This is a genomic window from Kingella sp. (in: b-proteobacteria), assembly GCF_030527935.1.
Classification (GTDB): Bacteria; Pseudomonadota; Gammaproteobacteria; order Burkholderiales; family Neisseriaceae; genus Kingella_B.
This window is the reverse complement of the sequence record NZ_JAUMZV010000017.1, coordinates 17813-39368: the sequence shown is the minus strand read 5'-3', so window position 1 is coordinate 39368 and position 21556 is coordinate 17813. Positions and strand designations below refer to the sequence as shown.

At 55.1% G+C, this 21556-nt stretch carries 27 protein-coding genes; 10 read left to right on the top strand and 17 right to left on the bottom strand.

The window, feature by feature from the left end; translation table 11 throughout:
* Positions 1-5 precede the first annotated feature (5 nt).
* Positions 6-386 carry a type II toxin-antitoxin system VapC family toxin gene (locus tag Q4A85_RS06975; protein WP_303108889.1) on the top strand — a complete coding sequence of 127 codons (381 nt, stop codon included), beginning with the start codon at positions 6-8 and terminating at the stop codon, positions 384-386.
* Between the two features lie 62 nt (positions 387-448).
* The gene (locus tag Q4A85_RS06970; protein ID WP_303108887.1) at positions 449-796 is read left to right on the top strand and encodes a peptidyl-tRNA hydrolase; all 348 of its coding nucleotides are present in this window, start codon (positions 449-451) and stop codon (positions 794-796) included.
* A gap of 50 nt (positions 797-846) precedes the next feature.
* Here Q4A85_RS06970 and modB read toward each other — a convergent pair whose 3' ends face one another.
* Positions 847-1515, bottom strand: a complete 669-nt coding sequence (gene modB / locus Q4A85_RS06965) for a molybdate ABC transporter permease subunit (protein WP_303108885.1) — start codon at positions 1513-1515, stop codon at positions 847-849.
* Positions 1516-1715: 200 nt separating this feature from the next.
* On the opposite strand from modB, the gene Q4A85_RS06960 reads away from it, so the two are divergent.
* On the top strand, positions 1716-1961 hold the full coding sequence (locus Q4A85_RS06960) for a hypothetical protein (RefSeq protein ID WP_303108884.1): 246 nt from the start codon (positions 1716-1718) through the stop codon (positions 1959-1961).
* Here Q4A85_RS06960 and modA read toward each other — a convergent pair.
* The 4 genes from modA to rlmD form a co-directional block, all read right to left on the bottom strand.
* Positions 1937-2686: a molybdate ABC transporter substrate-binding protein gene (modA, locus tag Q4A85_RS06955; protein ID WP_303108882.1), complete on the bottom strand. Its 750-nt coding sequence runs from the start codon at positions 2684-2686 to the stop codon at positions 1937-1939. The genes Q4A85_RS06960 and modA overlap by 25 nt on opposite strands.
* A 331-nt stretch (positions 2687-3017) precedes the next feature.
* A complete protein-coding gene (locus tag Q4A85_RS06950) occupies positions 3018-3440 on the bottom strand; it encodes a molybdopterin-binding protein (protein WP_303108880.1) in 423 nt (140 codons plus the stop codon).
* Positions 3437-3583, bottom strand: coding sequence for a hypothetical protein (locus tag Q4A85_RS06945; protein WP_303108878.1), 147 nt, complete (start codon positions 3581-3583; stop codon positions 3437-3439). Before Q4A85_RS06945 ends, Q4A85_RS06950 begins: the two co-directional genes overlap by 4 nt.
* A gap of 285 nt (positions 3584-3868) precedes the next feature.
* Positions 3869-5194: a 23S rRNA (uracil(1939)-C(5))-methyltransferase RlmD gene (rlmD, locus tag Q4A85_RS06940; RefSeq protein WP_303108876.1), complete on the bottom strand. Its 1326-nt coding sequence runs from the start codon at positions 5192-5194 to the stop codon at positions 3869-3871.
* 132 nt (positions 5195-5326) lie between these two features.
* Here rlmD and Q4A85_RS06935 point away from each other — a divergent pair, with 132 nt between their 5' ends.
* Positions 5327-6280, top strand: a complete 954-nt coding sequence (locus Q4A85_RS06935) for a L,D-transpeptidase (RefSeq protein WP_303108874.1) — start codon at positions 5327-5329, stop codon at positions 6278-6280.
* A 486-nt stretch (positions 6281-6766) separates the two neighbouring features.
* Here Q4A85_RS06935 and Q4A85_RS06930 read toward each other — a convergent pair whose 3' ends face one another.
* From Q4A85_RS06930 to aroA, 9 genes are all read right to left on the bottom strand, one after another.
* Positions 6767-8209, bottom strand: coding sequence for an MATE family efflux transporter (locus Q4A85_RS06930; protein WP_303108920.1), 1443 nt, complete (start codon positions 8207-8209; stop codon positions 6767-6769).
* Positions 8210-8228: 19 nt separating this feature from the next.
* Positions 8229-8393, bottom strand: coding sequence for a hypothetical protein (locus Q4A85_RS06925; RefSeq protein ID WP_303108872.1), 165 nt, complete (start codon positions 8391-8393; stop codon positions 8229-8231).
* Complete coding sequence (locus Q4A85_RS06920) at positions 8390-9091, bottom strand: hypothetical protein (protein ID WP_303108870.1); 702 nt, start codon at positions 9089-9091, stop codon at positions 8390-8392. Before Q4A85_RS06920 ends, Q4A85_RS06925 begins: the two co-directional genes overlap by 4 nt.
* Positions 9092-9214: 123 nt before the next feature.
* Entirely contained in the window at positions 9215-10285 is a 1071-nt protein-coding gene (leuB, locus tag Q4A85_RS06915; RefSeq protein WP_303108869.1) for a 3-isopropylmalate dehydrogenase, read from the bottom strand.
* Positions 10239-10541, bottom strand: a complete 303-nt coding sequence (locus Q4A85_RS06910) for a hypothetical protein (protein ID WP_303108868.1) — start codon at positions 10539-10541, stop codon at positions 10239-10241. Before Q4A85_RS06910 ends, leuB begins: the two co-directional genes overlap by 47 nt.
* Before the next feature lies 1 nt (position 10542).
* A complete protein-coding gene (locus Q4A85_RS06905; RefSeq protein ID WP_303108918.1) occupies positions 10543-11511 on the bottom strand; it encodes a transposase in 969 nt (322 codons plus the stop codon).
* 270 nt (positions 11512-11781) lie between these two features.
* The gene (locus Q4A85_RS06900; RefSeq protein WP_303108866.1) at positions 11782-12651 is read right to left on the bottom strand and encodes a prephenate dehydrogenase; all 870 of its coding nucleotides are present in this window, start codon (positions 12649-12651) and stop codon (positions 11782-11784) included.
* Positions 12648-12764, bottom strand: a complete 117-nt coding sequence (locus Q4A85_RS06895) for a DUF924 family protein (RefSeq protein ID WP_303108864.1) — start codon at positions 12762-12764, stop codon at positions 12648-12650. Before Q4A85_RS06895 ends, Q4A85_RS06900 begins: the two co-directional genes overlap by 4 nt.
* A 75-nt stretch (positions 12765-12839) precedes the next feature.
* A complete protein-coding gene (gene aroA / locus Q4A85_RS06890) occupies positions 12840-14135 on the bottom strand; it encodes a 3-phosphoshikimate 1-carboxyvinyltransferase (protein ID WP_303108862.1) in 1296 nt (431 codons plus the stop codon).
* Between the two features lie 107 nt (positions 14136-14242).
* Here aroA and Q4A85_RS06885 point away from each other — a divergent pair, with 107 nt between their 5' ends.
* From Q4A85_RS06885 to Q4A85_RS06865, 5 genes are all read left to right on the top strand, one after another.
* Positions 14243-14407: a hypothetical protein gene (locus Q4A85_RS06885; protein ID WP_303108860.1), complete on the top strand. Its 165-nt coding sequence runs from the start codon at positions 14243-14245 to the stop codon at positions 14405-14407.
* 50 nt (positions 14408-14457) lie between these two features.
* A complete protein-coding gene (locus Q4A85_RS06880; RefSeq protein WP_303108858.1) occupies positions 14458-15156 on the top strand; it encodes a YafY family protein in 699 nt (232 codons plus the stop codon).
* A 269-nt stretch (positions 15157-15425) separates the two neighbouring features.
* Positions 15426-15878, top strand: coding sequence for an EVE domain-containing protein (locus Q4A85_RS06875; protein ID WP_303108856.1), 453 nt, complete (start codon positions 15426-15428; stop codon positions 15876-15878).
* 102 nt (positions 15879-15980) lie between these two features.
* Positions 15981-17015, top strand: coding sequence for a UDP-N-acetylmuramate dehydrogenase (gene murB / locus Q4A85_RS06870; RefSeq protein WP_303108916.1), 1035 nt, complete (start codon positions 15981-15983; stop codon positions 17013-17015).
* A gap of 297 nt (positions 17016-17312) precedes the next feature.
* Positions 17313-17969, top strand: a complete 657-nt coding sequence (locus Q4A85_RS06865) for a TetR/AcrR family transcriptional regulator (RefSeq protein WP_303108854.1) — start codon at positions 17313-17315, stop codon at positions 17967-17969.
* Between the two features lie 141 nt (positions 17970-18110).
* Here the strand turns inward: Q4A85_RS06865 and Q4A85_RS06860 are convergent, their stop codons facing one another.
* Positions 18111-18449 (bottom strand): hypothetical protein, encoded by a 339-nt coding sequence (locus Q4A85_RS06860; RefSeq protein ID WP_303108852.1) that lies wholly within the window; start codon positions 18447-18449, stop codon positions 18111-18113.
* 282 nt (positions 18450-18731) lie between these two features.
* Between Q4A85_RS06860 and Q4A85_RS06855 the strand changes: the two genes are divergently transcribed.
* Positions 18732-18968 (top strand): hypothetical protein, encoded by a 237-nt coding sequence (locus Q4A85_RS06855; RefSeq protein WP_303108850.1) that lies wholly within the window; start codon positions 18732-18734, stop codon positions 18966-18968.
* Positions 18969-19111: 143 nt separating this feature from the next.
* Here Q4A85_RS06855 and dxs read toward each other — a convergent pair whose 3' ends face one another.
* Together dxs and Q4A85_RS06845 are read right to left on the bottom strand one after the other, a co-directional pair.
* Positions 19112-21040: a 1-deoxy-D-xylulose-5-phosphate synthase gene (gene dxs / locus Q4A85_RS06850; RefSeq protein WP_303108847.1), complete on the bottom strand. Its 1929-nt coding sequence runs from the start codon at positions 21038-21040 to the stop codon at positions 19112-19114.
* Positions 21041-21052: 12 nt separating this feature from the next.
* Complete coding sequence (locus tag Q4A85_RS06845; RefSeq protein ID WP_303108845.1) at positions 21053-21517, bottom strand: DUF4149 domain-containing protein; 465 nt, start codon at positions 21515-21517, stop codon at positions 21053-21055.
* Between the last annotated feature and the right edge of the window lie 39 nt (positions 21518-21556).

Sequence of the window (21556 nt, the reverse complement as noted above, 5' to 3'; positions counted from 1 at the left end):
GAATAATGTTGCTGTTGGATACCAATATTTTGTCGGAATTGCGTAAACTGAACTCGGATAAAATTCATCCAGCCGTGCAAAAATGGGCGGAAGCAACGCCTTTTTCGCAATCCTATATCAGCGCAATCAGTTTAACCGAAATCAAAATGGGCATTTTGTCGCTGGCACGAAAAGACCCAACGCAAGCCAATCGGTTGCAATCGTGGTTTGAAAATGTGGTTTTGCAGGATTATCAAGCGCGCATTTTGCCTGTGGATGAAGCGGTTGCATTGCATTGCGCCAGTTTGCATATTCCCGACAAAAAACCAATCAACGATGCGTTTATTGCTGCTACGGCATGGGTGCATGATTTGGTGTTGGTTGCGCGCAATGTGAAAGATTTTTAGCAAACAGGTGTGAAATTGCTCAATCCATTTGATTACTAGGCAGCCTGAAAACAGATAACCACATGGAAAACAAGATATTACCCAAAATGTATATCGCCGTGCGCGATGATGTGCCCGACCATATTGTGCCAACTTTGGTGGCGCACGCTGTGTTAGCGGCGCATTTGCAAGCGCAAACGCTGTGTGCCGATTTCGCGCTGTATCAAGACTGGTTGCAGCATTCATTTCGCAAGGTGGTTTTGCGCGTGAATGAGAAAGAGTTTAACAAAATCAAATTGTTGAATTGCCATTTGGCTTATGAAAGCACGGTATTGGCGGGCGAACAATGCTGCGCAGTGGTTTATCCGTTGGTGGATGTGCCGAATGTGTTGAAGTTTGGCAAGATGTGGCAGCCCAAAGCGGCTGTTTGATTTTCAGGCTGCCTGAAACCTTGATTAAACGGTTAAAGGCAGCCTGAAATCTATCCGCGCCGCTTCCATTTCGCCAACGCGGTCGCGCTCAACAGCATGGTGATGCACACCAACGAGATGATGATAACCAGCTTGTTTGCCAGCGCGTCGTCGCCTGCTTGCACGGCTTCATACACGGCGATGGAAAGGGTTTGCGTTTCGTTGGGGATGCTGCCCGCCACCATCAGCGTTGCGCCAAATTCGCCCAGCGCGCGGGCAAAGGCGAGCAGCACGCCTGCTAAGATGCCGCGCCATGCGAGCGGCAGGGTTACGTTGAAAAAGATTTGGCGGCGCGATGCGCCAAACACGGTCGCCATTTTTTCCAGGTTGGGGGCGATGTCTTCAAACGCGGCGCGGGCGGGCTTGGTAATCAGCGGAAAGGTTACCACCACGGCGGCGATGACCGCTCCTTGCCATGTGAAGATAAGGTTGATGCCGAAGGTGTCGCCCAGCCATTTGCCGATGCTGCCTTGTTTGCCCAGCAGCACCAGCAGGTAGTAGCCCATCACGGTGGGCGGCAGCACCATTGGCAGCACGAGTATGGTGTCCAGCAATTCGCGTCCGATAAAGCGTTTGCGGGCGAGCAGATAGCCTGCGAGCGTGCCCAGCACAAGGTTGATGGCGGTGGCGATAAGAGCGACTTTGAGCGAGAGATAGAGCGCGGGGAGAATTTCGGGCATGGTGGATGGGCATGGGCAGCCTGAAACGTTTGTTTAATCTGGCAATCGTGGAGCGGCGACGACTGGTTGCCATAGTGGTGTATTATTGGTGAGCTGCCGCTGATGGGACAAAGGTTTCAGTTTAAAAATAGAAAAAACAATATTGTAAACACAATAGGCAGCCTGAAAACGATGGCATTAACGTTTTCAGGCTGCCTTTTATGCCATCAATCAAACAGGCTGAAACCTTTGCAAGACCTAAAACACCACAAGAAATAGTCAATTCTCCGTCATTCCCGCGCAGGCGGGAATCTTGCCTAGTATTTAAAAATTTCTGTAAAAACAATTCATTGCATAAAATCAACCAAGATTCCCGCCTGCGCGGGAATGACGGTATTTCTTATTTTTCAGGCTGCCGCTGGGGGTTACAAAGGTTTCAGGCTTACTTCGCCGCGCTAAATCCATAGCGTTGCAACACGCGCTGCCCGTCGGCGGAAAGCACATAGTTCACAAAGCGTTGCGCTTCGTTGCTGGCTTTGCTGCTTTGGGTGAGCGCGATGGGGTAGGCAACGGGTTTTTCGGTGGGGATGCTGGCAACGATGTTGACGGCGTGTGGTTTGAGCGCGGCATCGGTGCGATAGACAAAGCCTGCTTCGGTTTCGCTGCGGATAACGTAATCAAGGGCTTGGCGCACGTTTTGCGTGTGGACGATTTTGGGTTGCAGGCTGCTCCATAGCTTTTGTTTTTCCAACGCGGCTTGGGTGTATGCACCTGCTGGCACGCTGGCGGGGTTGCCCACGGCAATGCGTTTTACGCCGCTTTGCAGCAAATCTTTGGGCGTGGCGATTTTCAGGCTGCCTTGTTTGGGCGTAATCAACACCAGCGAATTGAGCGCGAAGGTTTTGCGCGTTTGCGGGCGGATGAGATTTTGCGCGGCGGCTTTGTCCATGGTGGCAAGGTCGGCGGTGGCGAGCACGTCCACGGGTGCGCCTTGCGCGAGCTGTTGCAGCAGCGTGCCTGATGCGGCGGTGTTGAGCTTGATTTTGGCATCAGGGTGCTGTTTTTCGTATCGGCGGGCGATGTCGGTGAACGCTTCTTTTAGGCTGGCGGCGGCGGAGACGGTGATGTCTTCGGCTTGGGCGAATGCGCTGGCGGCAAGCAGCAGGGCGGCGATGAGTGATTTGGTTGACATGGTTGTGTTCTCGTTCTTTTGGTGGAAAAGGGGCGCAGCGTAGTGCAAAGGCGGGGGCTTGGGTATTGGCGTAATGGGGGATAGGGGCATCTAGTTCTTTTGGGTTAGATGGTGCGATGGGGCAGTCTGAAACACAGGCTTGCGGGTTTGGCTTGATTAAATGGTTTTTCAGGCTGCCTTGGACATAAAGTGCGTAGGGTGGGCAACTGGTTTGCCTACCGATTTGCCCACCGATTTGCTGGATGGGGTTGGTGGGCAAGCGAGTTGCCCACCCTACGGCTGTTGAAAACGTGTAGAAAGGCGTTTCAGGCTGCCCTATTGCGTTGCCTGTTTACAAAACGGCGAGCATGGTTTGGCTGGCTAAAAACACGGCGGTGATGCGCTGCCCTGCGCGGATGTCTAGGCTTTCGCTACTGTTGAGTGTGATGGCGGCGGCAAGCGGGATGCCATCGCGGGTGCGCAGGCGCACGATGTTGTTCACCGCGCCTTGTTCTATGGCTTCTACGCGGGCTTCTATGCTGTTTTCGGCGGACAGGCGCAGCGGGTGGATTTCGGCGAACAGGGTGATGGCGTTGGCTTTGAACAGCACCACGGCACTTTGCCCGATTTGCGGTTTCAGGCTGCGGTAGGCTTGCGGACTGATGTGGCTGTAAACCAGATGGCTGCCGCATTGCACGGCGATGCTGTGGCAGCCTGAAAAGTCTTCTATGCTGTGGATGGTGCCTGCGAGCTGGTTGCGTGCGCTGCTTTTCATGGGGGTTCCTTGTGTTGAATGATGGGTTCAGGCTGCTGGATGGTGCGCTGGATGGGCAGCTTGAAATCTTGTGAACCGTTTTCAGGCTGCCTAAATGGTAGGGTATGGGCAGCCTGAAAACGGATTGCGCGATGTTTACCCAAATATCGTTGCCCAACCATTTGGCGACGAGCCGTTGCCGCTCCATTCACGTTTCAGGCTGCCTGATTGTGCGCTTAATTAGGCAGCCTGAAATCTTATAAACTGTTTTTCAGGCTGCCTAATAGTAGTGCATAGGCAGCCTGAAAACTATATTGCGCGATGTTTACCCAAATATCGTTGCCCAACCATTTGGCGACGAGCCGTCGCCACTCCATTCGCGTTTCAGGCTGCCTTACCGCGCCATCAATTAGGCAGCCTGAAACCTTGTAAACCCATTTCAGGCTGCCTTATCGCGCCAACTCAAACACCGCAATCGCTTCCACATGGCTGGTCTGCGGAAACAAATTCATCATCCCCGCCGTGGTAAAGCGATAGCCCTTGCCCACCAACACCGCCGCATCCCGCGCCAGCGTGGCGGGGTTGCACGAAATATACACAATCCGCTGCGGCAAAAACGGCGCGTGCAAGGCTTGCACCACGGCATAAGCCCCCGCGCGGGGCGGGTCAAGCAGCATCTTGTCAAACCGCCCCAGCGCGGCAAGGGTGGCGGGCGTGGTGGTAAACAAATCGGCGGTGGCAAATTGCGCGTTGGGCAAACCATTGGCGCGGGCGTTGGCAACCGCGCGTTGCGTGAGTGCCGCGCTGCCTTCCAAACCCACCACCGCAGCGGCACGGGTCGCCAGCGGCAGCGTAAAATTGCCCAGCCCGCAAAACAAATCCGCCACGCGCTCATGCGGCTGCGGGTCAAGATAATGCACCGCCCGCGCCACCATAATCTCGTTTAGCGGCAGATTGATTTGCGTAAAATCGCCCAGTTGAAACGGCATGGTTAAGCCAAATTCAGGCAACCTGAACGACAGCAGCGGCGCGTTTTTCGGAGACACCGCTTGCGGCTTCGCGCTGCCAATTTGCTGCCACACTTGCCAAACGCGCTTACCGCCATCGCCGCCATCGCCACCATTCAGGCAGCCTGAAAGCACGTGCAACACCTTTTCAGGCTGCCTTTTCTGGCTGATGATATTCACCGCCGTAACACGCTCGCCCACGCTGATTTCCACGCCGCGAATGCCCACCTTCGGCTGCTGGCGGGTCATCTCTTGCAACGCATCGCGGATGATATTCAGGCAGCCTGAAACGTGCTCGGGCAGCAGCAAACATTGGCGGATGGGCACAATTTTATGGCTACGCTTGGCTTGATAGCCCAAAACAATTTTGCCGCCCGCGCTGGTGTGCACTGCCAAGCGCGTGCGGCTGCGATAGTGCCACGGCGTGCCGTATACAGGCGGCAGCAAGCTTTCAGGCTGCACCTGGCCAATGCGCTGCAACTGCTCTTCAAACACGCGCTGCTTCATGGCAACTTGCGCCGTAAATTCAACGTGTTGCATCACGCAGCCGCCGCAATCGCCATAATGCGGGCAAGCAGGCGTGCGCCGATAGGGCGACGGCTGGACAATTTGCTCAACTTGTGCTTCGGCAAAATGGGCTTTGTGTTGCGTGATGCGAATTTGCGCGATTTCCTGCGGCAGCGCGTTGTGCACAAAGATGGTTTTGCCATCTATTTTGGCAACGCCGCGCGATTCGTAATCCAAAGAAATAATATGGGCAGTGGTCATGGTTGGATAAAATGTTGTGCGGCTGCAACAATTAAAATTGTTCGCCAAGATAAACGCTTATTTTCGCATAAAACTGCGCCTAACTAGCGTATCATGGCGAACTCTTTTGTTTGTACATTTCATCCTTTTTATATGAATAAATACGCTTTACTGAGCTTGGGCGCGATTGTGCTCGCTTCCCCCGCGTTTGCGGCTCAAACCATTCCTGTGCCCGATGTTTCGCCCGCCGCCGAAGGCTATCAAGTGGTGATTAACATCCCGCAGCAACGTCTGTTTTTGTTTAAAGACGGCAGCCTGAAAAAAGTGTATCCCGTGGGCGTGGGCAAAGCGATGTCGCAAACCAATATCGGCGAACACAAAATCGGCGCAAAAGCGTTTAACCCCACTTGGCACATCCCGCTGTCCATCCAAAAAGAACGCGGCGACGGCGTGAAATCTGTGCCACCCGGCCCCAAAAACCCGCTTGGGCCTGTGTTTGTGCGCTTGGGCAACCCACGCTTGGGGCTAGGCATCCACGGCACCAGCAACCCCGCCAGCGTGCCGGGCGTGGTGAGTCACGGCTGCGTGCGCATGAAATCGCCCGACGCGCTGGAATTTGCCAAAACCATCCACACAGGCTCGCCCGCCACCGTAAGCTACGAGCGCATTGCCTTGAACCAAGACGATGCGGGCAATTTGTGGCTGGCGGTGTTCCGCGACCCATATAGAAAAGGTGCGTTGAAAACATCCGCGCTGAAACAAAGCATCGCCGCTTGGGGCGAGGCAAACAACCGCACCATCAGCACCGCCAAAGTGGATGCGGTGATTAAGGCGCAGGCAGCCAAACCCATTTGCTTGACTTGCTCGGCAAAAGGCGCGCGCATTCAGGGCAATTTGACTTCTATCGCATGGAAAAGCGGCTCGGCTGATTTGACTGCGCCTTATGGCGGTATGTCGGTGCGCCCTGATGAGCAACCCGATGAAGTGTTGCCAGAAGGCAGCGAGATTGAGATTGATGCTTCGGATAACGAGCAAATCAAGAATTTCAAAGGGGCTTCCGTGTTTGACGATACGGGCGCGGTTTCTTTGAAGGCGTTGGAGCAGTAAGACGGCAACAGTTTGAGTGAACAATAAGGCAGCCTGAAAACGGGGGAACTCGGTTTCAGGCTACTTTTGGTTGTGTGCTTTATAGTACGAGGGTGTGTGGCTTTGCCACGCACCGTTTAGCGGCATTCCAATGGTGCGTGAACAAGTTCACACACCCACGCGCTGATTGAATGAATAATTCCGTGATAGCAAAGGCAGCCTGAAACCTTTGCAAAACCTAAAACCAAACAAGAAATAGTTAATTCTCCGTCATTCCCGCGTAGGCGGGAATCTTAGTTAAATTCATGCAATGGTTTGTTTTTGCGTATATTTTTGAATATCAAGCAAGATTCCCGCCTACGCGGGAATGACGGCATTTCTTATTTTTCAGGCTGCTGTTAGGGGTTTTGCAAAGGTTTCAGCCTGAAATCCATCCATCCAGCAAAAAACCGTTTGGCGCAACACACAAGCGGTTTTGTTTTTCAGGCTGCCTTTTAGAACAGGCTCTTACACCTTCCTATCCAATTTCGCCAACTGGCTGCGTTTTTCCAAATACCACACCAAAGCCGCTGCTGCGCTGGCGAGCGAGATAATCAACGCTGTCCAAAAGCCGTAAATACCCATTTGCGCGGCGTGGGCAAGGATGTAGCCCAAAATCAGCCCCAAGCACCAAAAGGCGATGGCGTGGATAATCATCGGCACGCGGGTGATTTTGTAGCCGCGCAGGGCATAGGAAGCGATACATTGCGTGAAATCAAACACTTGGAACACGCCTGCGAAAATAATCAGGCTGCTGGCTAGGGCGAGCACGGCGGCATCTTGGGTGTAGATTTTTGCCAAAGGCAGCCTGAAAACCAGCAGGGCAACAAGGGTGCACGCGCCCAGCAGCCAGCCGCATAGGATGGCAACGCCTGCAATATAGCGGGCGCGGGCAAATTGTCGCCGCCCGATGGCGTAGCCGATGCGCACGGTTGCTGCCGAGCCGATGGCTTGCGGAATCATGTAAATCACGCTGCTTAGGCTTAACACGATTTGCTGCGCGGCAACGTGGGTTGCGCCCAAATCGGCAATCAGCCACACGATAAAGGTAAACAGGCTGGCTTCTAGAAAATAGGACAGCCCGATCGCCCAGCCTAGGCTGGCGATATTTTTTTGCGTTTGCCAGCGGGGCAGGGAGAAGCGTTGGGTGAGCCCGAAGTGGCGCAGGTGGCGGCTTTTGGCGATGTAAACGGCGAGCGCGATGGTGGCGAACCAAAACACGATGGTGGTCGCTACGCCTGCGCCCACGCCGCCGAGCGCGGGAATGGGCAGTTGGGCGAGCCATGCGACAACGGCTGGGGCAGCCTGAAAACGGTTGGCGAGTTCGGCGATGCCTGTTGCGCCGAAGATGAATAGATAATTCAAAGGGATGTTGAGCAGCAACGCTGCCCAGTTTATCCACACGATAGGCTGGGGCTGGTTTAGGCTGGATGTGTAGGCGTGCAGAGCGCGGTACATCAGCGCGGCTGGCAGCCCGAGCGCGACGATGGCGAGATATTGGGCGAATAGGGTTTTGATGTGTGCGCTCAGGTTTAAATAATTTTGCAGCGGGATGATGAGCGCGAACAGCATTGCCATGCCGATGATGCCGAGCAGCAACCCAAACCATAAGCCTTGTCGCCCTGTTTCGCCGACTTCGTGCGTGCCGCCTGCGCCGTGTTGCTGGGCGATGATGGGGTTGAGTGCCGCCATGATGCCCATAAAGGTGATGAATAGGGTGGAGAACGCGGAGTTGCCCAGCGCAACGGCGGTTAGGTCGTCTTTGCCCGCCGCGCCCGACATGGCGGTGTCTGCCACGCCGATGGCAACGGTGGCGATTTGCCCGAGCATCATGGGGATGGCTAGGGCGAGCAGTTGGCGGGTTTCGTGTTTTAATTCGGCGCGGGAATAGCGGGTGAGGTCAAAGAGCATGGTGGGGAGATTGGGGGTTTCAGGCTGCCTTTGGGGGATAGGCAGCCTGAAATGGGGGTTGGGCGATGATGGAGATGATGAGATGGCGCAAGCCATTGCCGTTTATGGCTGTGGCAATGTTTTCAGGCTGCCTTTGATGATTGAAGGCAGCCTGAAAACGACTATAACCATGCGCGGCAATCAATCGCTGTTCAATTTTTGCAAACGCATGATGATTTCAGCTGCTTCTTCGGCGTTTTTGCCTGTGGCTTTGATTTTTTTCTCGCTATCGGCAAGCACTTTGCCTTGGCGGTTGATGATTTTGAATTTGACTTTTTTGTCGCTTTGCGTGCCCGAGCCGTCAAACGCGAGCTTGCCGTTGTCGTGATACATTTGGATGCGCAGGGCTTCGTTGGTGCCTTCGGTTTTGAGCGCGAGTTTGCCGTTTTCGTAGCGTCCTGATGCGATGCTTTTGTGGTTGCGGATGTCTTGAAACTCTTTTGCTTCGCCTTCGGGCGTGTACCAAATCATGCGCCCGTCTTCGGCGGAAAGCGCGTCAAAGTTTTTCAGGTCTTTATCATCGGCGATAACAAAGGGGTCGGTTTGCTTGGTTTTGCTGTCTTGATAAAAGTCTTGGGCAACGGCTTTGCCATCGGCGGTGCGCCCCAGCAGCATCCGATAAAAGCCGCCTGCGCTGGCTTGCGGGGCTTCTTTGCCATCGGCATCGTAGTAAGCCAACGTGCGGGTTTCGGCTTTGGCAACCAAGTGGGCGGTGGCGGCTTCGGATTGGCTGGCGACTTCGGCGGCGGTGGCGGGGATGCTGATGGCGGCTGAATGCGCTTGTGGCGCGGCTTGGGCAGCGAGTGCGGCGGCGAGCAGGGCGGGGATGAGTAGTTTTTTCATGGGAGATTTCCTTTCTGGGGATGTGGATGGGCAGCCTGAAACGGCGTATTCAATTTAAGCCAGATGGCGACGAGCCGTCGCCGCTCCATGTAGGTTTTCAGGCTGCCTTAATGTCGGCAAGTCTTACAACGCCGCCAGCACGGCATCGCCCATTTCGCTGCACGATACGCGCTTGGTGCCGTTTTCAAAAATATCGCCTGTGCGGTAGCCTTGTTGCAACACGCGCTGCACGGCAGTTTCCACTTGCGCGGCGCGGGTTTCATCGTTCAGGCTGTAACGCAGCAGCATGGCGAGCGATAGGATGGTGGCAAGCGGGTTGGCTTGGTTTTGCCCTGCGATGTCGGGCGCGGAGCCGTGCGAGGGTTCATACAGCCCTTTGCCGTTTTCGTCCAGCGAGGCAGAGGGCAGCATACCGATTGAGCCTGTGAGCATGGAGGCTTGGTCGCTCAAAATATCGCCGAAAATATTGCCTGTGGCAATCACATCAAACTGCTTGGGCGCGCGCACAAGCTGCATGGCGGCGTTGTCCACATACATATGCGATAGCGCGACATCGGGGTATTGTTTGCCCACTTCGTCAAAAATTTCGCGCCACAGCTCGGTGGTTTCCAGCACGTTGGCTTTGCCTACGGAGCAGACTTTTTTGTTGCGCTTTTGGGCAGCCTGAAAAGCAACGTGGGCGATGCGGCGGATTTCGCTTTCGCTGTACCGCATGGTGTTGAAGCCTTCGCGTTCGCCGTTTTCCAGCGTGCGGATGCCGCGCGGTTCGCCGAAGTAGATGTCACCCGTAAGCTCGCGCACGATGAGAATATCCAAGCCTGCCACGACTTCGGGTTTGAGCGTGGAGGCATTGGCGAGTTCGGGATACAGGATGGCGGGGCGCAGGTTGGCGAACAGATTGAGGTCTTTGCGGATGGCGAGCAGCCCGCGCTCGGGGCGCAAGGGGCGGTCTAGGCTGTCGTATTGGGGCGAGCCGACTGCACCGAGCAGCACGGCATCGGCGGCGCGGCAGAGGTTTTGCGTGAACTCGGGGTAGGGCGCGCCGTATTGGTCGTAGGCTTCGCCGCCGAGCGGGGCGTATTGGTATTGCGCGTCTAGCCCTTGTTCTATCAGTTTGTCTAACACGCGCACGGCTTGGGCGATGATTTCAGGGCCGATGCCGTCGCCGCGTAGGATGGCGATTTTGTGGGTCATTGGGGTGTCCTTTCGGGGTGGGGGATGGGGTGGGATTGTAATGGATTGTGAAGATTTTAGGCAGCCTGAAACTTAAAATAGAGCGGCGACGGCTCGTCGCCAAATGGCAGATAAGATTGAACGTTATGAGTTGGCAATGTCGGCGAGCCGCCGACGCTCTATTTTGCGTTTTAGCTTCGTTGAAACTCGCTTCGCTCATTTTCAGTGTGTAGCAACTGTATTTTTCACCCCGTCGGGTAAAAATACAAAAACTCAAATCAAGACGTCCGGATAGCGTTCCCAGTGATACCGTTCCCGGCAAAGTAATCACGCATCCGGGCATTCAATACCGTCAGCAGTTTGCGCATACATGCCGTAACGGCAACCTTATACGGCTTACCCTTAGACAGCAGGCGTTGGTAGAAATCCCGAATAAGCGGTTCAAAACGTGTCGCTACCGCGGTAGCCATATACAATGCCTTACGCACCACAGACCTTCCGCCGAAGCAGCGGCTTTTGAATTTGGTTTCCCCGCCCTCCCCCGGATGCGGGGCAATACCGACCAAACTCGCTAGCCGTTTGTGCGACAGCCGCCCCAATTCGGGCAGCATCGCCATCAGCGTAGCCGTCGTTATCGAACCGATGCCTTTGGTTTGCTCCGCCACTTGGGCTTTGCCGTCAAAATGCGTGTGGGTGTGCTCGCCGATTTGTTTGTCCAACTCGTCAGTCAGCCGGTCAAAATGGGCAACCAGTTGTTTGACGCTTTCGACTTGTGTCTCATGAACCTGATGCAGACGGTTTTTCTCGGCAGTCCGCATTTCCACCGGCTGGTTGCGGCGGTTAACCAATGCTTCCAACACTTCTTCCGCTTCGGTGGGTGGGTGATAGAGCATGGTTTGCCAACCTTCTTTCTGTGCCGTCATCCGGGCGAAGAAGGCGAGCATTTCGGCATCTTTGGCATCGGTTTTGGTCAGCGACTGCGATTGGGCAAACTGATGCGTCTGACGCGGATTGGCGATGATGACGGCTATGCCTGCGCGGTGGATGGCTTTGGCGGCGGGGATTTCGAGACCGCGGGTGCTTTCCATCACGACGAGGGCGACGTTGTGCTTTTCAAGGTATTCGACGGTACGGGCGATACCTTTTAGGTTGTTGGTTTCGGTTTTGGTGCGCTGCAAAGGCGTGATGCCGATGACGGAGTTTCGTTTGGCGATGTCGATGCCTGCGTAGTGGTATTGGGTACTCATCATAAACCTGCCCTGCATTCGGTTGTGTTGTCTGGCAACTGTCCGGTTGTGTCGATGGGTTGCCCGTCCGCTCCCTGATCTACTCGACGGTTGTTTGCCTTGGGTGGGCGCGGGTGGCGGTCGGGCGGTTTGTTGCTATGATACGGGGATTCCGATATACAAGGGGTGGGCAACTTGCTTGCCCACCATGGTGATAGCGTTAACGTTTTGGTGGGCAAGTGAATTGCCCACCCTACCATTTGGCGTTTTCAGGCTGCCTAATCATGCCCGCTAATGCGTTTCGCCCCATTGCTCGCGCAACTGTTGGGCAGCCTGAAAATAATCATGCAGCTCTTGCGCGTTGCGGTTTTTCAGGCTGCGTTCTATGCGGTCTAGCTGTTGTTTTTGCTCGCGGATAAGCTGCAACAGGCTGTCGCGGTTGGCAAGGGCGATGTCGCGCCACATTTCAGGGCTGCTGGCGGCGATGCGGGTAAAGTCGCGAAAGCCGCTGCCTGCGAAGTTTAGGTAATGCGCGCCTTGCGGGTGGTCTAGCATTTGGTGCACATAGGCAAAGGCGAGCAGGTGGGGGAAGTGGGACACGGCGGCGAAGATTTGGTCGTGTTCGGTGGCGGTCATGTGGTGGACTTGCGCGCCGATGCTTTGCCACAGCGCGGCGATGGTGTTAAGGCTGCCTGTGTCTTGCTGCTCGTGCGGGCAAAGGATGAGTTTTTTGCCTTGATACAGCCCAAACTGAGCAGCCAGCGCGCCGCTGCGGTCGGAGCCTGCGATGGGGTGGCTGGCGACGCAGCGGGGGTAATGCTGCGGCAGGTGTTGGGCAAAGGCGGCTAGGGCGGATTGCTTGGTGCTGCCCACGTCGCTCACGATGGCGCGGGGTGGCAGCAGCGGGGCGATGGCTTGGCACACGCTGGCAAGCGCGGCAACGGGGGTGGCAATCAGCACCAAATCGCTGTGTTGGATGGCATCGGGGGTGATTTGGCTGCTGGCGATATCTATCACGCGGCGTTCTAGGGCGCGGTCTAGGTTGCTGGGGCGGGTGTCTATGCCGATGATGGTGTGGACAAGGCGTTGGCGTTTTAAATCCAGCACAAACGAGCCGCCGATGAGTCCTACGCCGATAAGGGTGATTTGGTTGAGTGTCATGGTGGGGGCATGAAATGGGGGCGGATGGTTTGGTCAAAGGCATCGCTTTGCTGAAACCAATAAGGGCGGCTGTTTTCGCTGAACCAAAAATCTAAAACGGCTTGATGGGGCATGATGTTCCTTGGAGTGGGGGGCGAATAGGCAGCCTGAAAACGGGAAAATCCAGTTTCAGGCTGCCTGAATATTGTTCACGCGCTCAACGCATTAAACACATCAAAATACTGCGGAAACGTTTTGCCCACGCATTTGGGGTCGTTAATAACCACGGGCACGCCCATCAGCGACACCAGCGAAAAACACATCGCCATGCGGTGGTCGTCATAAGTATCAATCGCGGCGTGGGGCGTGAGCGCGGCGGGCGGCGTGATGTGGATGGCATCAGGCTCTTCCTGCACCGCTGCGCCCAGTTTGCGCAACTCGGTTGCCATCGCGGCGATGCGGTCGGTTTCTTTCACGCGCCAAGAAGCAATATTGCGGATGTGGCACGGCGCGCCCGTTGCCAACGCCACCACCGCCAGCGTCATCGCTGCATCGGGAATATGGTTGGCATCCAAGTCAAACGGCAGCACCGCCTGCCCCGCCGCGCGGGACACTTCAATAAAATCATCGCCCCATTGTACCGCCGCGCCGATTTTTGCCAACTCGTGCGCAAACGCCACATCGCCCTGAATCGCGCCCCGCCCCAAGCCTGTTACGCGCACAGGGCAGCCTGAAATCAAGCCCGCCGCCAAAAAATAGCTCGCGCTAGACGCATCGCCTTCCACGTTCACCACCTGCGGCGCATGGTAACGCGCTTTCTGCGGCAGCCTGAAAATTTGGTACGACTGGTTTGCCACGTTCACGCCAAATTGTTTCATTAAATTCAAAGTAATATCAATATACGGCTTGGAAATCAGCTCGCCATCCACGCGGATTTCAAACGCTTCGCCCGTGAGCGGCAACGCCATCAACAGTGCGGTCAAAAACTGGCTGGACACATTGCCCTTAATCGGAATCTGGCGCACGCCGTTATCCGCGCGTTCGTGGATTTGCAGCGGCGGAAAGCCCGCATTGCCCAAATAATCCAACCGCGCCCCCGCCAAGCGCAGCGCGTCCACCAAATCGCCAATCGGGCGTTCGTGCATACGCGGCACGCCGTGCAAATGATACTCGCCACCCAAAATCGCCAGCGCAGCCGTCAGCGGGCGAAACGCCGTGCCCGCGTTGCCCAAAAACAAATCGGCCTGCTTCACCGCAAACGCGCCGCCTTGCCCCACGATTTTCAGGCTGCCTGATGCGGTGCTTTCCAGCTTCACGCCCAGCGCGGCAAGGGCTTCCAGCATGCGGTCGGTGTCGTCTGATTTGAGCAGCGAGCGGATTTCGCAAGCGTTGTCGGACAACGCCGCCAGCAGCAGCGTGCGATTGCTGATGCTTTTGGAGCCGGGTAGGGCAACGGTGTTACGCGCTTTAAGCTGGCGCGGTTGGAGCGTGATGGATTCGGTCATGATGATGGCTTTGCAAACAGTAAAAAGGCGGATTATAAGGGATTACGCGTTTTCAGGCTGCCTTTGGGCGGCGGATTGGGCGGCGAATAGCAATCAAAAAGGGAAGAATGCAATCTGACCTTGCGTTGGCTGTTTTAGCTACGCTGAACTTCGTTTCAGGCTGCCTGATGCGTGTTTGTAATCAATCCACCCATCATTTCAACTGCTTTGGCGCGGTTGTGATAGAATTGATTGGCGATACGCCACACAATAAACATTCAAAGGCAGCCTGAAACGAAGTTCAGCGTAGTTAGAACCCATACCCAACCCCAATGTGAACACCATGACCAAATCCACCCGCCTGCTGCAACTGCTGCACACACTGCGCCACCGCAAACACCCTGCCGCCGCCGCCGCGCTTGCCGCCGAGTTAAACATCAGCCCGCGCACGCTTTACCGCGACATCAACACCCTGCGCGAGCAAGGCGCAGACATACGCGGCGAAGCAGGCATCGGCTACCAGCTCCACAGCGACCACAGCCAACTGCCACCGCTCATGTTCAGCCAAAGCGAGCTGGAAGCCATCATCATCGGCATCCGCTGGGCAGCCCGCAACACCGAGCCCAGCCTTGCCCAAGCCGCCGAAAACGCGCTCACCAAAATCCGCAGCGTGCTGCCACCGTGGCTGTCGCATACCGCCGCCAATGCGCAATTTTCCATCGCCCCCGCGCCGCAATACAGCGCAGCCGAAGCCCACGCCCTAGCCCAAATCCGCCAAGCCCTGCGCGAACATCGCCGCCTAATCATAGGCTACACCGACCAACACAACCGCCCCAGCCATCGCCAAATCCAACCCATCGTGCTGGGCTACTTCGCCGAAGTGCGCCTGCTTGCCGCATGGTGCGAGCAACGGCAAGACTTCCGCCATTTCCGTTGCGACCGCATCCAAAGCATCGCACTGGGCGACCCCAGCCCCACGCCACACAAACTCTTGCTACGCCAATGGCAGCAACACGAAAACATCCGTATGCCCGACTACTGACGCTAGCTGACACGGCTGTCGCGTATTATCGCCAAACGGTTTTCAGGCTGTCTATCATCGCAAAGGCAGCCTGAAATCTAAGAACCTGTATTCACTATTTCCATAGTCATCTTTTATGCCCTAAAAACGCGGCTACTGCGTTAAAAATGCTCGCAAGGTGTCCAACCTTGCTGCGCTTTTTGCCTTGTATCCGCGCTTTTATTTCATAAAATCTGCCTATGGAAATAGTGAATACAGGTTCTTAATTCATCTCAACCATAGGAGCAAACATGAAATACTGGATAGGCACCGTTTCCCAAGAACACGTTTTACGCGGTGTGGCAGGCGGGTTTTGCCAAGTCTGCCACGGTAAAGCCGCCCCGCTCAACCGTATGAAACGCGGCGACTGGTTGCTATATTACAGCCCCAAAATCCGTTTGGACGGCAACGAAAAACTGCAAGCCTTTACCGCGTTTGGGCAAATTTTGGACGACCGAGCCTATCCGTTTCAAATGAGCGAAACCTTTATCCCATTTCGCCGCAATGTGGCGTATGCCCAAATGGTGCGCGATTGCCCATTAGCCATCGCCCGTCAACACAGCGAATGGAAACAATACGTCAGTTTGCTGCGCTACGGGCATTTTGAAATTTCGCCAGATTTTTTCAACTGGATTAGCCGCTATATGCTCAGGCAGCCTGAAAACCCGCCTGCGCCCCATCCACAGCAAGATAGTTTGTTCTAACATTTTCAGGCTGCCTTTGCCATCATGCCAAGGCAGCCTGAAACCAATCCCCGCCCATAACCCGCTATAATGCGCCCTTTTTATTTCAGGCAGCCTGAAACCATGTTCACTCTCCAACACAACCACCCGCTGATTCACCGCACCACCTTCGCGCTGCCCGCCACTGCCGCGCATTATGTTGAGCTTACCGACAGCGCAGACCTGCCCGCGCTGTGCCAGTTGCCCGAATATGGCCGCCAAACCGTCTGCTGGTTAGGCAGCGGCAGCAACACCCTGTTCACGCGCGATTATCCCGCGCTGGTGGTGCACATCGCCACGCGCGGCATCCGCCAAACCCATCGCGCGGACGGCATCGTGCACATAGAAGCGCAAGCGGGTGAAATGCTGCACGACTTTATCCAGCACACGCTCGCGCTGGGGTTAAGCGGGCTGGAAAACCTGAGCTTAATTCCAGGCACGGTGGGCGCGTGCCCTGTGCAAAACGTGGGCGCGTATGGCGTGGAAGTGAAAGACCGCATTGTCAGCGTGCAATGCTTTGATTTGGAAACGCAAAACTTCGTTACGCTCGCCAACAGCGAATGCCAATTTGGCTACCGCGAAAGCCTGTTTAAACAGCAAGGCAAACGCCGCTACGTCATCACCGCCGTAACCTTTGCGCTGGACGAAACGTTCACGCCCAAAATCCAATACGGAGACCTTGCCGCCACGCTTGCCGCGCAACACGGCAGCCAAGCCCCCACCGCCGCCCAAGTCGCCCAAGCCATCATGCACATCCGCCGCAGCAAGCTGCCCGACCCCGCCGAACTGGGCAACGCAGGCAGCTTCTACAAAAATCCCATCGTTTCCGCCGAACACGCCGCGCGCATCCAGCAACAATATCCCGCCATGCACAGCTATCCGCAAGCCGATGGCAGCCTGAAACTCGCCGCAGGCTGGTTGATTGACCAATGCGGTTTAAAAGGCAAACAAATTGGCGGCGCGGCGGTGCACGAGCAGCAAGCCCTTGTGTTGGTAAACAAAAACCACGCCAGCGCGCAGGATGTGCAAGATTTGTCGGATTATGTGTGCCAAGCGGTGTGGGAAAAATTTGGCATTCAGCTAGAACCTGAGCCGAATATTGAGCCGCATTGGGATTGAGAACCTGTTCAAAATCCCTGCGTGGCTGCCGCTAACACATCTTGGTCGCATGGCTGCGTTGCAAAACTTGACAATAGTCTCGCTATTGCCTGCGTTTTGCGCCTTGCCCTGCAATCAATCTGCATCAGCGGACAGCTCACGCAGGGACTTTGAACAGGTTCTAGGGCAGCCTGAAAATGCCGTTTCGCCCCGTTGCCTCACGCTTGTCCAATAAATGTCTAATCCCATTTGCAGGCAGTCTGAAATCTGAATACAATCGCATTTTTCTTTTATGAACAACCAATTAACGAGTGCAACATGAGTAAAGACCCCCGCACCAGCACCTACACCAAAATCATTGATGCCAGCTTGAAGCTGTTTAACGAACACGGCGAGCGCAACATCAGCACCAATCACATTTCCAACCATCTCAACATCAGCCCTGGTAATCTTTATTACCACTTTGCCAACAAAGACGAAATCATCGTGCAAATTTTCAAACGCTATCGCCAAGAGCTGCTGGACTATCTGGGCAAAACCGAGCTGCCCGATGGCATAGAAGGCACGGTGGTGTATATGAAGGGGCTGTATAACATTTTGTGGGACTACCGCTTTTTGTTTAGCGATGTGAACGCGCTGTTAAACCGCAGCAAAACGCTGCTGGGTGAGCATAACCAGTTCACGCAAAACCAATTTGCCCCGCTGGCAACCAAGCTGTTCACCGCGCTGCGCGACAAAGGGCTGATTCATATTGACGACCGTGGCGTGAAAGATTTAACCGTGAATATGTGGCTGGTGGGCAAATATTGGTTTGACTTTGACGGCTCAATCAACGGGCGCGACCCGCTACGCGCCGAAGAAGTGAAAGCGCGCGGCGTGTACCGCACATTGAGCCTGATGCGCCCGCATATTGAGCCGAATATTGTGGCGGAATTTGACGCGCTGATGGATAAGCTGGTGGGGGATGTGGCGTAGGCAGTAGTAAGAACCTGTATTCACTATTTTCATAGGCATCTTTCATGCCCTAAAAACGCGGCTACTGCGTTAAAAATGCTCGCAAGGTGTCCAACCTTGCTGCGCTTTTTGCCTTGTATCCGCGCTTTTATGTCATCAAATCTACCTATGAAAATAGTGAATACAGGTTCTAAAACAAAAAGGCAGCCTGAAAACGTGAAATAGTGTTTTCAGGCTGCCTTTTGTTGGTTTGGATGGGCTGGGTTTGCGTTTCAGGCTGCTGATGGAGCGGCGACGGCTCGTCGCCAAATGGCTGGTTAAATAGAGTACGACTGGTTGGTTAGCAAAGATGTCGGCGAGCCGCCGACGCGCCATTGATGTGCTGATGGATGGGGTAACGATGCGGGTTTGCTGGTTACAAAGGCAGCCTGAAAATGGGTTTGTGCTTTGTGGTTGGCTTTTAGTGCAACTGTAACCATGCGTCTCGTGCCGATGGGGCACTTACTTTTCTTTGCTTCGCCAAAGTGCGAACCTGCATTCATCATCCACACGACAGCTTTCACGCCCTAAAAACATGGCTACGGCGTTGCAAATGCTCGCAAGGTATCCAACCTTGCTGCGCTTTGCGCCTTGTATCCATGCTTTTATGACGCAAAATCTATTCGCGTGGACAATGAATACAGGTTCAAAGCAAAAGAAAGGCGACCCCGGCGTGCAGGTCTGCTTCGCAGACTTCCCTCACTGCGCATCCTTTTTTCGGCGCGTGCGAACTAGCCGCACTTCGTGCGTCGTCGGACAAGCGCACGCTTTTTCCCGAAAAAAGGACGCTCCGTTCGGCTGGATGTAGGGGAATGGGCAGCAGCACTAAACATTCGTGAAGAATTAGGCAGCCTGAAACCCAATCCATCCAGCAAAAAACCGTTTGGGACAACACCAAACGGTTTTATTTTTCAGGCTGAAACCTTTGCAAAACCTAAAAACACCACAAGAAATAGTCAATTCTCCGTCATTCCCGCATAGGCGGGAATCTTGGTTGAATTTGTGCAATGAATTGTTTTGACGAAAATTTCTGAATATCAAACAAGATTCCCGCCTACGCGGGAATGACGGCATTTCTTATTTTTCAGGCTGCTGCTGGGGGTTTTGCAAAGGTTTCAGGCTGCCTATTGCATCCCCGCCACCCAATCTTCAATCCGCCGCAACAACGCTGGTTCCGACAAGCCCATTTTATCCATCAGCAACGCGGTGTCGCCGTGTTCGGTAACGATGTCGGGGATGCCGCACAGCAGCGTGGGTTTCAGGCAGCCTGAAAACGCTAAACTTTCCAGCACCGCGCTGCCTGCGCCGCCCTGCGTGGTGTTTTCTTCCAAGCAAACCAAGTAATCATGCGTTTGCGCCAGTTCTTGCAGCAAATCGTGGTCAAGCGGTTTCACAAAGCGCATATCGGCAACGGTGGCGTTGAGCGGCTCGGCGATGCCCAGCGCAGGTTGCACCATGCTGCCAAAGGCAATCAGGGCGATGCGTGTGCCTTGGCGGCGCAAAATGCCTTTGCCCACGGGCACGGTCGCCAAATCGCGCACCACGTTCACGCCGATGCCTGTGCCGCGTGGATAGCGTACGGCGGCGGGCTGGTTGAGCGCGTAGCAGGTGGAAAGCAACAGGCGGCATTCTTGCTCGTCGCTGGGGGCGGCAATCACCATATTGGGCACACAGCGCAGATAGCTTAAATCGTACACGCCTGCGTGGGTGGGGCCGTCTGCGCCCACGATGCCCGCGCGGTCTATGGCAAACAACACGGGCAGGTTTTGCAGGGCAACGTCGTGCAGCAATTGGTCGTAGGCGCGTTGCAAAAAGGTGGAATAAATCGCTACCACGGGTTTGGCTTCGGCGCACGCCAAGCCTGCGGCAAAGGTTACGGCGTGTTGTTCGGCAATGCCCACGTCAAAGCAGCGGGTGGGAAATTGCTGGGCAAATTCAACCAAGCCGCTGCCTTCTATCATGGCGGGGGTGATGGCGATGAGTTTTTCATCGGCTTGGGCTTGGTCGGCAAGCCAATCGGCGAAGATTTCGGTGTAGGTGGGCGGCGCGGGCGTTTCGGCGGGCTGTGTTGCGCTGGCTTCGGTTTTCAGGCTGCCTGAATCTTGCGGATGGCTGGCGATGGGGGTTTTGCCCACGGCGTGATATTTTACGGGGTTGTTTTCGGCGAGTTTGTAGCCGTTGCCTTTTTTGGTGATAACGTGCAAAAGCTGCGGACCTTTTTTGCCGCGCAATTCGCGCAGCACTTGCACCAGCTGGGCGATGTTGTGCCCATCCACCGCGCCTGTGTATTCAAAGCCAAAGTTTTCAAATAAACCAAGGCTTTGTTGCACGTGCTCGCTCTCGCTGGCGTAGGTTTTGATGGTTTGCTCGGCTTTTTCGGCGATTTCTTTTACGGCGGGCAGTTTGTCTAACACTTTTGCCGATTGGGTTTTGATTTCGTGCAACACGCCGCGCATATCGCGCATCACATGGCGGGCAAGGTGCTTGGGCAACGCGCCCACATTGGGCGAGATGGACATTTCGTTGTCGTTCAAAATAACGAGCAGGTTCACATCGCTCATGTCGCCCGCGTTGTTCAAGGCTTCAAAGGCTTGCCCTGCGGTCATTGCGCCATCGCCAATAATGGCAACGCTGCGGGCATCGCTGCCGCTCAGTTTGTCAGCAACCGCCATGCCGAGTGCCGCGCCGATGGATGTGGACGAATGCCCCACGCCAAACACGTCATACTCGCTTTCGCAGCGTTTGGGAAAGCCTGCCAAGCCTTGATATTGGCGCATGGTGTCCATGCGGTCTTTGCGCCCTGTTAGGATTTTGTGGGGATAGGTTTGATGCCCTACATCCCATACCAGATGGTCGTGCGGGGCGTGGTAAACATAATGCAGCGCAAGGGTTAGCTCCACTGCGCCAAGGTTGCTGGCGAAATGCCCGCCTGTTTTTTGAATACTGTCTAGCAGGAGTTCGCGGATTTCTTGGGCAACTTGGGGCAGTTGGTTTTCGTTCAGCTTTTTCAGGTCGTCTGGGTTTTGAATGCTGGGGAGAAGTGGCGTGTTCATGGTGAGAGGGGTTTAGCGTTGAGGGTTAGCAAGGCGCAGAAGTCGGATGGCGAGTGCCAAGCCAATCAGACTGCATAATAGGTAAACAAGATAGGAAATGCCGTTCCACATGCCAACGTGTCCGCCGATGATGTTGTGCAGCCAGTTGGCTTGGCTGGCGCGCAGGGCGGCGACCACGGGGGTGATGAGCCATTCGTTGATGGCGGTGAGCACCAGCAATGCGCCTGCCCAAAAGGGCGTGCGGGATTTGTGGTATGCCATGCGGTTGTCGCTGCGGGCGGTGAAATAAACGATAAGCCAAACGGCTAGGGTAAATAGGTTGGCAATGTGAAAGAGGCTGCCTGAAAGGGTGTCGGCAAGGGCTTTGCCGTTGTCTGAGGTGTTGAGTTGGTTGGAAACAAGGGGGGCAACCATGCAACCAACGCTAAGGTGAAATCCGAGCCAAAGGCTGATGAGTAGGGCGGTGATGCGGCGCATAGGCGTGTCCTTTGCTGGTTGTGAAAGGGCATATCATAG

Bases quoted from the DNA above. Each gene is read 5' to 3' on its own strand.
- Q4A85_RS06975 (WP_303108889.1), top strand. From the start codon at position 6: ATGTTGCTGTTGGATACCAATATTTTGTCGGAATTGCGTAAACTGAAC.
- Q4A85_RS06970 (WP_303108887.1), top strand. From the start codon at position 449: ATGGAAAACAAGATATTACCCAAAATGTATATCGCCGTGCGCGATGAT.
- modB (WP_303108885.1), bottom strand. From the start codon at position 1,515: ATGCCCGAAATTCTCCCCGCGCTCTATCTCTCGCTCAAAGTCGCTCTT.
- Q4A85_RS06960 (WP_303108884.1), top strand. From the start codon at position 1,716: ATGCCATCAATCAAACAGGCTGAAACCTTTGCAAGACCTAAAACACCA.
- modA (WP_303108882.1), bottom strand. From the start codon at position 2,686: ATGTCAACCAAATCACTCATCGCCGCCCTGCTGCTTGCCGCCAGCGCA.
- Q4A85_RS06950 (WP_303108880.1), bottom strand. From the start codon at position 3,440: ATGAAAAGCAGCGCACGCAACCAGCTCGCAGGCACCATCCACAGCATA.
- rlmD (WP_303108876.1), bottom strand. From the start codon at position 5,194: ATGACCACTGCCCATATTATTTCTTTGGATTACGAATCGCGCGGCGTT.
- Q4A85_RS06935 (WP_303108874.1), top strand. From the start codon at position 5,327: ATGAATAAATACGCTTTACTGAGCTTGGGCGCGATTGTGCTCGCTTCC.
- Q4A85_RS06930 (WP_303108920.1), bottom strand. From the start codon at position 8,209: ATGCTCTTTGACCTCACCCGCTATTCCCGCGCCGAATTAAAACACGAA.
- Q4A85_RS06920 (WP_303108870.1), bottom strand. From the start codon at position 9,091: ATGAAAAAACTACTCATCCCCGCCCTGCTCGCCGCCGCACTCGCTGCC.
- leuB (WP_303108869.1), bottom strand. From the start codon at position 10,285: ATGACCCACAAAATCGCCATCCTACGCGGCGACGGCATCGGCCCTGAA.
- Q4A85_RS06905 (WP_303108918.1), bottom strand. From the start codon at position 11,511: ATGAGTACCCAATACCACTACGCAGGCATCGACATCGCCAAACGAAAC.
- Q4A85_RS06900 (WP_303108866.1), bottom strand. From the start codon at position 12,651: ATGACACTCAACCAAATCACCCTTATCGGCGTAGGACTCATCGGCGGC.
- Q4A85_RS06895 (WP_303108864.1), bottom strand. From the start codon at position 12,764: ATGCCCCATCAAGCCGTTTTAGATTTTTGGTTCAGCGAAAACAGCCGC.
- aroA (WP_303108862.1), bottom strand. From the start codon at position 14,135: ATGACCGAATCCATCACGCTCCAACCGCGCCAGCTTAAAGCGCGTAAC.
- Q4A85_RS06885 (WP_303108860.1), top strand. From the start codon at position 14,243: ATGCAATCTGACCTTGCGTTGGCTGTTTTAGCTACGCTGAACTTCGTT.
- Q4A85_RS06880 (WP_303108858.1), top strand. From the start codon at position 14,458: ATGACCAAATCCACCCGCCTGCTGCAACTGCTGCACACACTGCGCCAC.
- Q4A85_RS06875 (WP_303108856.1), top strand. From the start codon at position 15,426: ATGAAATACTGGATAGGCACCGTTTCCCAAGAACACGTTTTACGCGGT.
- murB (WP_303108916.1), top strand. From the start codon at position 15,981: ATGTTCACTCTCCAACACAACCACCCGCTGATTCACCGCACCACCTTC.
- Q4A85_RS06865 (WP_303108854.1), top strand. From the start codon at position 17,313: ATGAGTAAAGACCCCCGCACCAGCACCTACACCAAAATCATTGATGCC.
- dxs (WP_303108847.1), bottom strand. From the start codon at position 21,040: ATGAACACGCCACTTCTCCCCAGCATTCAAAACCCAGACGACCTGAAA.
- Q4A85_RS06845 (WP_303108845.1), bottom strand. From the start codon at position 21,517: ATGCGCCGCATCACCGCCCTACTCATCAGCCTTTGGCTCGGATTTCAC.